Here is a 12,448-nt window from a genome sequence, read left to right as displayed (position 1 = left end):
TTCTAAATTAAACTTTTATTAACTGTGATTTGTACTTGTATCTTTTCTATATCAGCCGATACAAGATTTTTCTTTTCCAAGTGTTGCCGTATCAATTGCGTAAGTTCAGGGTCTTCGTAATCTACGATTTGTTGCCCATAGAACAAATGGTGGTGACTATGAACCGTGATATCATAATAGCATTTGTTCGTTTGGGGATGGTATACTTGCGATAGCAAACCAGCTTTATAAAAAGAATCGAGTATACGATATACCGTAGAAAGGGTTATTTCTTTGTCTTTTGATTGCACGCAGGAAATAATTGCCTCAATAGGAGCATGGCGCAACTCCATCATAGCCTCATATACGGCTTTGCGCTGTGGGGTCAGTTTTAATCCAGCTTCTCTTATTTTGTCTATTGCTTCCATTTATTTATCATCTTCTGGAGCAAAGATAGTGCAAACGATTTTTAAATGCAAATGTTTTGCAATAAAAAAAGAATAAAATACCAAAAGAGTATCCGAATAAAGAAATACTATATGTATCAAAGAAGATACCTTGTACCAGAATTGCTTTAATATAGAGGATTATAACAAAAAAAGACATTGAATAAATGTCTTTTACTTGATTTTTTCTTTCTTTATAAGAAAGAAATGTGGAGTATACAGGACTCGAACCTGCCACCTTTTGACTGCCAGTCAAACGCTCTAGCCAGATGAGCTAATACCCCAACCTTTTTGACGATGCAAAGTTAGATATATTTTTTGAAACGCAAAACTTTTTTGCTATTTTTTTTCGTCTGACTTTGCTCCTTTATAATCAGAATTTATATCCTAATGTAAAAAATACCTGATGGGTATTTAGGTTTACATCCACTGGAGTAAGACGACCGCTGGTTTGCGTGATGTAAGTATCGTCGAATGCATAGAAATCTCCCGACTGTATGCGACACTTATAAGCCATATCGGCATAAAAATGCTTTCCGTGGTAGCCTAAACCGGCTGTGAATATATTCACGTCATTTTTATTCAGATAATCTGTTGTAGTTTGGTAACCGAAAGCCGGAGAAGGCCCTGTTTGATCTAAAGTCGCTTCTTCCTTGAACATGCGGGAATAATAATTATATCCTGCACGGAATGCGACATTATCCGTCAGATTCAATTCCATACCGAATTTGAAAGAATGGCTTCCGCGTAACGTAGACTTGTGCAACGCATCCATATCGCGGTCGTGTGTCGTTCCTCTGGAATAACCATAGCCCCAATAGTCGTAGTCCCAGTCTTCATACCCCTGTTTCGTTTTAGAGTAATCGGCGTATTCATATTCGGCTCCTATAGCCAGATAAGTTCCAATCGTATGTCCTAACGAAACTCGAAATTTCCACGGTGTGGTAATTTTCATGTGCAAGTTTGCCAAATCTACATCCGGAAGATAATTGGTATATATAAACTTACCGTTTCTGTCTTGATTGATGTAGATGTCATAGTTCTCATCCTCCATCATGGGAGAGTCTATACTATATGAAGAATAAGATTCCAAATGATAGAAAGTCGGTGTTTCTACGGCCAGACCTATGCGGAAGGGGGAATTTCCGATGGGACGGAATATACCACCCAACTTCACATTGATTCCATATCCACTTACATGTTGGGTGTTATATAAGGAATAATTCTCGAAATCACTGTAAGAGTTGCCTTGGCCGTCCGAAATCGTGCCGAACTCTCGATAGGTGCTGTAACTGTAATAGTCTACGTCGTTCACTCCCAAAGTGAAACCTAAATACACACGGTCTTTAATGTTCATCGACAGATTGAAATCATATCCTGCGATACCGCCTTCCGTCGTACGGTCATAATTATTCCGGTCGGACGCTAAGGCATTATAGGAATCATATAAGGGATTGCCCTCTTGGTCTACCTGCACATTACCTTGATTATCCCGTATGTATTCCGGATTCACAAGGCAGGAATTATACATCAGGTCTGCCAAAGGAGTGGAATACTGGGTATGGTTCAGAATGTCTGCCATTTGTTGCGTCTGCGACAAACCGTTCAAGGCTCCGTTATCTGCGATAAATGACTGGTTGAAATTGGCTCTTTTCTGATAGTTGACTCCAAAATTAACATATCTTACGCTTTTAGCCATAACCGGGATGCTTACCACAAATCCCATCTGATCAAAAGACAAATGGGTCATGTCTGCATTTAAATCCGGTTTTTCTTGCTGGGTCAATACGCTGAATGATAAAGCTGCATCACTTCTACGATAGAGTCCCAATGCAGCCGGATTGGAAGAAGCGGCAGACAAATCGGCTCCCAATGCTCCTAATGCACCGCCCATACCTACGTAGCGTGCACTTCCGATTAAATCGGTCGGCATATAATTCTCATTCATATATGGTGTCTGTGCCATCATAGACTGGCTTGCCAGCAATGCGCTTACAAATATGAGGTTTTTTCTTTTCATTATTTCTTCCTTTTATGGTTTATCTTTGTTTGTTAACGTCGACCGCCTCGTGCTCCTCCACCCCTGGATGGGGAGAAACCGCCTCCGGAACGGCTGGGGGAACTTACCGACGGACGGAAAGTACTTCTTGTGGTCGATGGCGTGAAGTTAGAACTTCTCGACGGTTGAGTGTTACGTTGAGGAGTTGAAGTCGTACGCGTACGAGGAGACTGCCTGGTAGTTGTTGAAGAACGATTTGGAGTAAATCGTGCAGAATTCTCCGAAATAGTTTGCCGGTTGGTGTTGCCTGAGTTTCGTATGGCCCTTCTGGCTGAAGAACTGTTTCTTACATTAGTGCGGGATGTTCCTCTTGCCAGTGTACTATTCTCCCGATATCTTACACTGGGCCGAGTAACCGGTCTTGATGGATACCATCCATGACCGGGATGTCCCCAATGCGGGTGATGCCAGTGTGGTCCCCAATACCAAGGATCATACCATCCGGCATACCAAGGGCCTCCCCACCCCCAAAAAGGATTGTATAATCCCCATCCCCACGAGTAGGAAAAGGTAGGTCCCCAATACCAACTGCTAGGATAAGCGTATGCGTAAAATCCATCATCATATACATCCCAATATATGGAATTGGGACCATAACGTAAGTCCCAGTATAAAGGACTGCTGACCGCAACGCCGATAGTTGGGGTGTTGAAACGAAGAATTCGTTTGGTGTATTGATAATCTTCTTCCAATCCCTGAATGCTGTCGGCTCGCGCATTTTCTTCGTTTGCCGTCTCTTCCTCATTTGCGGCTGTACTATCATTTTCCCAACGATATCGCCGATTGTACTCATCTACATCTCTTGCATTATTCTGAACATGTCCATTGGCTGCTGTTGTTGCTGCATATTCGGAGATCGCGTGCATTGAAGGTTGCGACCTTGTCTGTTGTTCCTTCTGTTCTTTCGTTTCTTTTTGGGGAACAAAATACATGTCATCTATTTGTGCAAAGCTAAAAAACGGAATCACTGCAACGACGAGTGAAAATAATATTCTGTTTTTCATTGTCTTTCCTCCTTTACCTATATTATATGCAAATATAACTTTTTCTCGGTTGTCGGACAATACGGAAACGAGAATAAAGTTTAGTATATAACTCTTTTTTTGCTATTTTTGCAGAATCAATAGATTCTCGACATAAAATAAACAATATGAAATATTTGGAATTGGATTTCATTATATCCCCTTATAGCAGGGATGCTGCCGACATCTTGATAGCATTGGTAGCCGATGCCGGTTTGGAAAGTTTTGTAGATACTCCACAGGGGGTGAAAGGATATGTGCAAACCGGACTTTTCGAGCGTTCCGTATTGGATAGCTTGACAGACATATTTCCCATGGACGGGGTGAAAGTGACCTACCGGTTGGCAGAAGCGGAAGATAAGAATTGGAACGAGGAATGGGAACGCAACGGCTTTGAACCGGTCCGAATCGCCGACCGTATTCTGATTCATAGCCCGGAGCATCATAACCTATCTCCAGCCGAATATGATATCGTGATAGATCCTCATCAGGCTTTCGGTACCGGTACGCATCACACTACGGGCATGATATTGGAACGTTTGCTCGGGATGGACCTCGGACATAAAACCGTATTGGATGCCGGGTGCGGAACGGGAGTGCTGGGTATCTTCTGTACTTTGAAAGGGGCAAAATCGGTGTGGGCTTACGATATAGATCGTTGGAGTGTGGACAATACGAAAGAGAATATGTTGCTGAATGGTGTGAAAAACATGGAAGTGGTTGAAGGGAACGCCTCCATATTACAAGGAAAAGACGCTTTCGACTTGATTCTGGCCAATATCAACCGGAATATTCTTTTAGCCGACTTGCCATCGTTCGTATCGGTTATGCATGCGGGAAGCCAAATGATTCTCAGCGGTTTTTATGTAGAGGATATGCCTTTGCTTGTGCAAAAAGCGAAAAGCTTGGGGCTGAACTACCTTAACCATACGGAAAAAGAGAACTGGGCAACGCTTTTATTCGAACGTTTGTAATAAGCGATATGAATCCAGAGCTGCCGGTAATGTCTGTAGGACTTCCGGCGGCTTTATTTTTCTTTATAACGAATCTTCAGGGTCGGTATAATTGTCTTCCTGTTCCGGTATGGTCAGGTTCATCAAGTCTTCAAACGACCCGTTGAAGATATTGCAGTCTACATTCCCTTTGATTCCGGTAACTTTTCCACAGTCCGTATGTTGCCAGAAATTCCATTTTCTTTTATATTCCAACTTCTCCACATAATAGTGCGCTATCCAATAAGGATATTCATCGAATGCTGGAGTATTCAGATAGTGCAATTTGAATTTGTATCCCGTATAAATAATGGGTTTCACGCCATATTCTTTTTCTACAATATCCAGCCACGTCTTTACAGCCTTTTGGAGCTGTGTTTCCGTTAGTCGTCCTGCCTTTTCCACGTCTAAAACAGGAGGTAGGTCACCGGGTTCCAAATGTACTTGTTTCAAGAAAAACCGAGCTTGTTTTTGGGCATCCACATCCGGCAAAAAGAAATGATAAGCTCCTCTTATAAAGTCATTTTGCTTTGCTTCATAAAAGTTTAGGTTAAAATTGTCATCCAATAGTGTCGTACCTTCGGTCGCCTTAATGAAGACAAAACTGACAGGGGATGAATTCAAGCTGGCATTGCGCAAACGTTCCCAATCTATGTTCTCCTGATAATGAGAAACATCAATGCCGTGCACGTCAAAACCTTCAGGGTATACAGGATCCCCATAGATGGCTTTCCAACGGAATGAATAAGGACCGACAAAGAAATAATAAAAGAAAAGTATATAAGCTATTCCTAAAGACAACGCTCCTACCCATATCGCCCACGACGGCCAGCGTTTGAAAAACAACCATTTGCTTGTCCCTTTTTTCTTTTGCTTCTTGCGCGAAACGGTTTTTCTCTTAGGACTACGTGCTGTGGGAGTGCTATCCACTTTCTTACGGCTTCCCCTCTGAACAATCGTTTTTCTGTTTTTTATAGTTTGCGGCGTTTGTGCACACATGATAGAAACGGTCTCTATTATCCTTTTATTCAGAAAAATAACAAGTCCCTTCATCGACGGATAAAGGGACTTGCATATCTATAAATGAATTACTTAGCTTGTTCCAATTGCAACGTCTTGGTAGCTTGGTCGCAGACTTCGGTCGGACCGAAATACTGTATAGGACCGGGATATACGAAACAAGTTTCACGAGCCCATTGGTTGCGTCTTGATGCAAATTCCTTGAACGGAGCACCGTCCAAACGAACCAATGCCTTTTTGATGACCGGTTTCATCTCACCATTACGTTTCTCCATATTCATCATCATGGTGATGGGCACACCACCGGCAATCCATTCAGCAGCCGGTGCCGTCGTGTTCTTCACAATAGCCATATAACCGGTCTTGCCGTTAGCCATCAACATGGCGGCACTTGTACCCAAAGCATAGCAATAGTCTGCGTCGTAATTGGAAGGAGCCGCACAACGGCCTTCATAACCGAAGAAATGATGCAAAGCTGAGAACTTGCCGTTGAACTTACCTTCTTTCTTCCATGCAGCCAGTTTGTTGGCCACCATTTCGGACAACAGCTTTTCCGTTTCGATCAGTGAAACCTGTACATTTCCATGCGGGTCACGTTCCATGGTCAACTGAGCCGCTACTCCCAAAGGAAGAGATTCGTATACAGCCTTGTTTGCTGCAGAAAGTTTATTCAAAATCCATTCGCGTTGCTGATCTTTAGCCAATGCAGCACCTTCTGGGGTTGCCAACAAGTCGTTCAATTCGGCAATCAAAGCCTTCATAGCCGGGATGAACTCAATCAAGCCTTCCGGAATCAATACCGTACCAAAATTGTTTCCATCGGCCGCACGGTCGGCTACAACTTGAGCAATATAAGTAACGATATCATCCAACGTTTGGTTTTTGGCTTCCACCTCTTCCGATACGATACAAACGTTGGGTTGGCACTGCAAAGCGCATTCCAAAGCGATGTGAGAAGCCGAACGTCCCATCAATTTGATGAAATGCCAATATTTACGGGCAGAGTTTGCATCGCGTTGGATATTGCCGATAACCTCTGCATACGTTTTGCAAGCCGTATCGAAACCGAAAGAAGTTTCGATCTGTTCGTTCTTCAAATCGCCGTCGATGGTCTTTGGACATCCGATAACCTGCACACCGCATTTCTTGGCTGCGTAATATTCAGCCAAGACACAAGCGTTCGTATTAGAGTCGTCGCCACCGATGATGACAATGGCTTTAATACCCAATTCCTTGATGATTTCAAGTCCCTTTTCGAACTGTTCCTCTTTTTCGAGTTTGGTACGTCCGGAACCGATCATGTCAAAACCGCCCGTATTGCGATATTGGTCTATGATGTCAGCCGTCAATTCCATATATTTGTGGTCCACCAGTCCACCGGGACCCAAAATAAAGCCATACAACTTGCTTTCCGGGTTCAGTCTTTTAATACCGTCGAACAAGCCGCAAATGACATTATGCCCGCCGGGAGCCTGGCCTCCGGAAAGAATTACACCGACGTTGAACGGGGCGTAAGACTGAGCCTCGCCCGGAACGAACTCAATAAGAGGCATTCCATAAGTGTTCGGGAATAATTTCTTGATTTCCTCTTGGTCGGCCACAGACTGCGTGGGTACGCCTTCCTTTACAGATACGTTACCCTGCAATCCTTTGGGTAACTTGGGCTGATAAGCCGCTCTTGCAATTTGCAATGCACTTTTTTCCATGTTGTGATTCTAATTAATTGTTGAAAAGCATTTTCAGCACACAAAATTAATGTTTTTTGTCGGAATGAAGAAACTCTCACCCCAAAAACATACAGTTTATTTTCTTCTATAAAATTTCCCGATATCGTCAACTTTGCGTATCTTTGTCCAAGTTACTAATTTACATCATAATTTGAGATTAAAGAATATGGCTAAAAGAAGAACATTAAAAAAGAATATCAACTATATCTGTAGTGAACTGTTTGCAGAATGTGTAGCGTTGACGCATTACAAAGTAGATATAAAACAAGAAGATGTGGATAACGTAATGACCCGCATATTGTTGATGCATGATGAATTTGTCAGCAGGATCAGTCATACGGAACCGAGAAACGTAAAAGGATTCTACAAGAAGCTGCGCATGGATTTCAATGCACAGGTCAGCGACATTGTCAGCACTATCAGCCAGCTTTGCTAAATGAGCCGACGTTTTTGCAGTTTCCTCCTGTTCAGGCTGATGGGATGGAAAGTCGACGTGACGGTTCCCATGGGAGATAAATACATCATTGCGTTGGCACCTCATACAAGTAATTTCGATTTTTTGTTGGGAGTGCTTTATAGTCGTGCAATGAATTTTCGTTGTGACTTCCTGATGAAAAGCGAATGGTTTTTCTGGCCTTTGGGAATCTTAATGCGATGGTTGGGGGGAATTCCAGTGTACCGAAGTAAGAAGATGAGTATGACGGACCAGTTGGCACAAGTGGCTCGGAAACGGGATATATTTCACCTTTGCATCACTCCGGAAGGCACTCGTTCACGTACGGAAGAATGGAAAAAAGGGTTCTATTATATCGCCTTGAAGGCCGGGCTGCCCATTTTATTGTATGGAATTGATTATCCGACCAAAACCATACGTTGCACGCAAGTAGTCGTCCCCAACGGAAATATAGATAAACAAATGAACGACATTAAAGCATACTTTAAAGATTTCACAGGGCGGCATCCTGAAAAGTTCGCAACCGGATTAAAATAATGGTAAGTATGAAGAAAAGACTTATGGTCCTGGCGGGAGCATTCTTGCTGGGACTTTCCGTATATTCACAGAGTGGAGAGAAAGTAGTAAAATCCAGATTAGGGGTTTATTTCTCTGACTATCAAACATCTTATACTACGGCTACCGACCGCTGTAAGATAGAAAGGGTTAAAGTGGATGCTTCTGCGCGGACGGCAGAGATTTATCTGAATGAACTCTTTGCCGGACAGTCTTTTAGCAGGGATAAGGTCAAAAGTATCTATCGCGACGTAAAACGTTTGCTTCCTGCGCCGTACAATGCTTATACTATTATTATATATGGCAACGGTATCCCCATAGAGAATCTTGTTACGGATATGAGCGGAACTCCATCGGAGGTTCAAAAGAAATGGGGGCAGGCTTTGTATCGCGGAGCCCCGTGGGTGGAACGGACGCAACGCCCCTATCCTATCACCAAAGGTATGCAACAACGCCATTTGTCTGTTTGGGCCAGTCATGGACGTTATTACAAGAACGACCAAAAAGAGTGGACATGGCAACGACCGTATTTGTATTGCACGACAGAAGATTTGTTCACTCAAACGATAGTCGTTCCCTACTTACTCCCCATGCTGGAAAACGCCGGGGCGTACGTCTTTACACCTCGTGAAAGGGATTGGCAGCCCCACGAAGTAATAGTGGACAATGACACCCGGGATTCGGGCGGAACATATTCAGAACATGAAAACAAATATGCATGGGAAAACGGTGGTGTAGGATTTGCACAACTTAAACGGACTTACCTTAACGGCGAGAACCCTTTTACGGACGGGACGGTGCGCAGTACCCATACGGTAACCCGAAAAAGCCAGGCTTCCGAAATACGTTGGACGCCTGACGTACCTGAATCCGGACGTTATGCCGTATATGTTTCATACGCGACTTTACCTACGAGTGTTTCCGATGCCCATTATGTGGTTCGTCACCAAGGTATGTCTACGACCTTCAAAGTCAACCAGCAAATGGGAGGAGGAACTTGGGTTTATCTCGGAACGTTTGATTTCGACAAAGACCAGCCCCATTCCAACTATGTCAGTTTAAGCAATCTGAGCAACTATCGCGGAACGGTGACAGCAGATGCCGTACGTTTCGGAGGTGGAATGGGAAACATTGCTCGTGGAGATTCTTTGCAGGAAGTCGTAAGCGGTTTCCCGAGGTACTTGGAAGGTGCCCGTTACAATGCACAATGGAGCGGCATGCCTTATTCCGTATACAGCGGTAAAAACGGGACAAACGATTATAGCGACGACATCAATGTCCGTTCATATATGACAAACTATCTGGCCGGAGGTTCTTCTTATTTTCCGGCCGACAGCGGATTGCACGTACCGATTGAAATGGCCATCGCGCTTCATAGCGATGCCGGCATGGCACCCGACAGTACTTTTGTCGGTACATTAGGCATTTATACCACGGATTTTAATGAAGGGACGTTTGCGACCGGAATGTCGCGTTTGGCCTCACGTGAGCTATGCGATGTGGTTATGACGCAAGTGGATGAGGATTTGAACCGACTTTACGGACAATGGAAAAGACGCCAAATGTTCGACCGGAATTATAGTGAAACGCGCGAGCCCCAAGTTCCGGCCATGATATTGGAAATGTTGTCCCACCAGAATTTCCGGGATATGGCCTTGGGGCACGATCCTGCATTCAAATTCAATTTGGCACGGGCCATATATAAAGGAGTACTGAAATATACATCCTATCAACATGAGGCAGATTATGTCGTACAGCCCCTTCCCGTCACTTGTTTCCAAACTCGTTTGAACCCGGATGAAAAAGAAATAACATTAACCTGGACACCTGGGCAAGATACGTTGGAACCTTCTGCCACTCCCAAAGGCTATGTCGTGTATACCAAGCAGGGAGAGAACGGTTACGACAATGGTATATTTGTACATGAGCCTCGGTTCTCGTTCCGTGCGGAGGAGAATGTGATTTACTCGTTCAAAGTGACAGCCGTGAACGACGGTGGAGAGAGTTTTCCTTCGGAGGAACTGTCGGCCATGATAGCCAAGAATGCCTTTGCCAAGGTCCTGATTATCGACGGCTTTCAGAGGGTGGCCGGACCACAGGTTATTCTGACGGATTCGACCCGGGGATTCGACCTGTCAGCGGATCCCGGTGTTCCTTATATGCGCTCTCCCGGATTCTGCGGTCGGCAAATCGTATTCAACACAGAACTGAACCCCAAGAGCGCGTGGGGCTTTAGCGGGAATGAACTTGAAGGCAAGATGATAGCGGGAAATACATTCGACCATAGCCGCATGCATGGTGAGGCCATAGCCACTGCTGGCGGATATTCGTTTGCATCCGTTTCCCGTACGGCAGTAGAGGCGCAGTCTGTGGACTTAAACGAATACAACATCGTGGATTTGATTTTGGGATTGCAAAAAAATGACGGATACAGTACCCGGCCGTATCCGTCATTGACACCTGCTTTATGTAGTGCGTTACAAGAATTTACCCGCATGCGTGGCAGCCTGTTGGTGAGCGGTGCCTATATAGCCCGGGACCAGAAGCAAAAGGAAAATGCAGACTTCCTGCGTAATACGTTGAAAGTAGACGCATACACTCCGGTCACCTTGGATGCCTATTCTCAAGCCACAGGAATGAATACCACCCTTCATTTGTACACGGAACTCAACTCCCAACACTATGCCGTTACACATGCAGACTGCCTGATACCCCTTCCCGAAGCGTTTTCCACCTTATTATATACACCAACCAATTATTCGGCAGCCGTGGCTTATCAAGGGAAAGACTACCGTGCGATTACGTTGGGATTCCCTTTCGAGTGTATCAAATATGCTGCCGACAGGGATAAGGTCATGGGCGCGTTCCTGAGTTTCCTGTTGTCAAGGTAAGATAGACTTCCGACACTTGTGTGGCAATCCGGTTCCAATCGTATTTCGACATGCCGTAGTCTGTATGTTTTAAAGGCAAAGCAGCTATCTTGTCCAGTTTTTGTGCCAACGCCTCTACATCTCCTACCGGAAAATAGCAACCCTTGTCCAAACCTACTTCAAGGTTTGCAGGGATGTCGCTGACTACAACCTCTACGCCATAACTCATAGCTTCAAGCAAGGCTATCGGAAGCCCCTCGTGACTTGACGGCAAACAGTAGCAGCGGCAGTGGGTCAACAGAGAATGGAGCTTGCGCCCTTTGACAAAACCGGTCAACACTACCCCATTTGCTTTGGCCGCTTCTTTCAACGACCGGGAATAGTCGTCTTCGAAATCCGTATCACCGGCAAGGACCAGTTTAATCCCCCGGGCATTTTTCATCCGGGCAAATGCTTGCACAAGATGATGCAAGTTCTTTTCGGGGACAAAGCGGCACATGCCCAAAACGTATTTCCCTTTCTCGATACCCAGTTCCTCGAAATATTCAGGAAAATCGCACACTTCCGGTCGCGACACTCCATTATATATAAGGTGTACACGGTTTGTACGCCCGTACTTTCGACTTATCAGATTGCGAATCACATCGGATATGACGATGACATCGTCTGCAAACATGCAGCCCATGCGTTCACCGAGTTTCAGCATCGTTTTGGCGGCAAGCCCCCACTTATCACGGTCGTAATCCGGCCCATGATGTGTAAATACCACTTTCATCCCCAACATTTTGGCGTACGGCACGAGCAAAGCAGGACCGATGGCGTGGATATGCAAGATGTCCGCCCCCACCCTCCGGGCTTCGTTGATGGCACGGAAAGTATGGATGATGGCCTCAAACGACTTTTTCTTGGGAGAAGGAAGCGTGACGAGCCGAACACCCTTCCACTCCTTCAGGCCATCCTCCACATAATTGGAGCGTCGCACCACTGTCACGTCCCATCCTCGTTCCGCCAAGCGCGGGAACAATTCCTCACAATGCGTCTCCACCCCACCCATGACACCGGGTATGCCGCGGGTACCGGTTACCACTATTTTCTTCATTTTATCATCCGCATTGAAAATAATTCATTACTTTTACACTCAAATACCACAACTTCGAGAACTCATGAGAGCATTTGTCACCCGAATCAAAGAAACACTCCAATATGTCGGCATTCTATCGTTGACATGTCTTTCTGCCTTTTGGCTTTGGCTGACGGGGCAAAGGAAAGACGGCTCAACAGGAAATTAGTTGGAAATCCATATAGTCTGTTATTCCGGACAGGA

The 12,448-nt window shown here is 44.8% G+C and carries 10 protein-coding genes and 1 tRNA gene; 4 read left to right on the top strand and 7 right to left on the bottom strand.

Going from position 1 to position 12,448, the window contains the following annotated elements:
* Nucleotides 1–2 precede the first annotated feature (2 nt).
* From HMPREF9441_RS15315 to HMPREF9441_RS18085, 4 genes are all read right to left on the bottom strand, one after another.
* The gene (locus HMPREF9441_RS15315) at nucleotides 3–407 is read right to left on the bottom strand and encodes a Fur family transcriptional regulator (protein ID WP_008622750.1); all 405 of its coding nucleotides are present in this window, start codon (nucleotides 405–407) and stop codon (nucleotides 3–5) included.
* Between the two features lie 228 nt (nucleotides 408–635).
* A tRNA-Ala gene (locus HMPREF9441_RS15310) sits at nucleotides 636–709 on the bottom strand.
* A gap of 89 nt (nucleotides 710–798) precedes the next feature.
* Nucleotides 799–2,445, bottom strand: coding sequence for a hypothetical protein (locus HMPREF9441_RS15305; RefSeq protein WP_008622748.1), 1,647 nt, complete (start codon nucleotides 2,443–2,445; stop codon nucleotides 799–801).
* Between the two features lie 32 nt (nucleotides 2,446–2,477).
* A complete protein-coding gene (locus HMPREF9441_RS18085) occupies nucleotides 2,478–3,350 on the bottom strand; it encodes a hypothetical protein (protein ID WP_244949811.1) in 873 nt (290 codons plus the stop codon).
* A 284-nt stretch (nucleotides 3,351–3,634) separates the two neighbouring features.
* Here HMPREF9441_RS18085 and prmA point away from each other — a divergent pair, with 284 nt between their 5' ends.
* Nucleotides 3,635–4,480: a 50S ribosomal protein L11 methyltransferase gene (gene prmA, locus HMPREF9441_RS15295; protein ID WP_008622745.1), complete on the top strand. Its 846-nt coding sequence runs from the start codon at nucleotides 3,635–3,637 to the stop codon at nucleotides 4,478–4,480.
* Between the two features lie 63 nt (nucleotides 4,481–4,543).
* Here the strand turns inward: prmA and HMPREF9441_RS15290 are convergent, their stop codons facing one another.
* Complete coding sequence (locus tag HMPREF9441_RS15290) at nucleotides 4,544–5,497, bottom strand: glycoside hydrolase family 25 protein (RefSeq protein ID WP_253270819.1); 954 nt, start codon at nucleotides 5,495–5,497, stop codon at nucleotides 4,544–4,546.
* Nucleotides 5,498–5,586: 89 nt separating this feature from the next.
* Nucleotides 5,587–7,224 (bottom strand): diphosphate--fructose-6-phosphate 1-phosphotransferase, encoded by a 1,638-nt coding sequence (locus HMPREF9441_RS15285; RefSeq protein ID WP_008622743.1) that lies wholly within the window; start codon nucleotides 7,222–7,224, stop codon nucleotides 5,587–5,589.
* Between the two features lie 187 nt (nucleotides 7,225–7,411).
* Here HMPREF9441_RS15285 and HMPREF9441_RS15280 point away from each other — a divergent pair, with 187 nt between their 5' ends.
* The 3 genes from HMPREF9441_RS15280 to HMPREF9441_RS15270 are packed head-to-tail and all read left to right on the top strand — an operon-like array spanning nucleotide 7,412 to nucleotide 11,145.
* Nucleotides 7,412–7,681 carry a hypothetical protein gene (locus tag HMPREF9441_RS15280; RefSeq protein WP_008622742.1) on the top strand — a complete coding sequence of 90 codons (270 nt, stop codon included), beginning with the start codon at nucleotides 7,412–7,414 and terminating at the stop codon, nucleotides 7,679–7,681.
* Nucleotides 7,682–8,236 carry a 1-acyl-sn-glycerol-3-phosphate acyltransferase gene (locus HMPREF9441_RS15275; protein ID WP_008622741.1) on the top strand — a complete coding sequence of 185 codons (555 nt, stop codon included), beginning with the start codon at nucleotides 7,682–7,684 and terminating at the stop codon, nucleotides 8,234–8,236.
* On the top strand, nucleotides 8,236–11,145 hold the full coding sequence (locus HMPREF9441_RS15270; RefSeq protein ID WP_008622740.1) for a golvesin C-terminal-like domain-containing protein: 2,910 nt from the start codon (nucleotides 8,236–8,238) through the stop codon (nucleotides 11,143–11,145). Before HMPREF9441_RS15275 ends, HMPREF9441_RS15270 begins: the two co-directional genes overlap by 1 nt.
* Here HMPREF9441_RS15270 and HMPREF9441_RS15265 read toward each other — a convergent pair.
* Entirely contained in the window at nucleotides 11,108–12,223 is a 1,116-nt protein-coding gene (locus tag HMPREF9441_RS15265; RefSeq protein WP_008622738.1) for a glycosyltransferase family 4 protein, read from the bottom strand. The two genes, HMPREF9441_RS15270 and HMPREF9441_RS15265, sit on opposite strands and share 38 nt — an antisense overlap.
* Nucleotides 12,224–12,448: the final 225 nt, after the last annotated feature.

This window comes from Paraprevotella clara YIT 11840, assembly GCF_000233955.1.
Taxonomy (GTDB): domain Bacteria; phylum Bacteroidota; class Bacteroidia; order Bacteroidales; family Bacteroidaceae; genus Paraprevotella; species Paraprevotella clara.
This window is presented reverse-complemented; position numbering and strand designations above follow the sequence as displayed.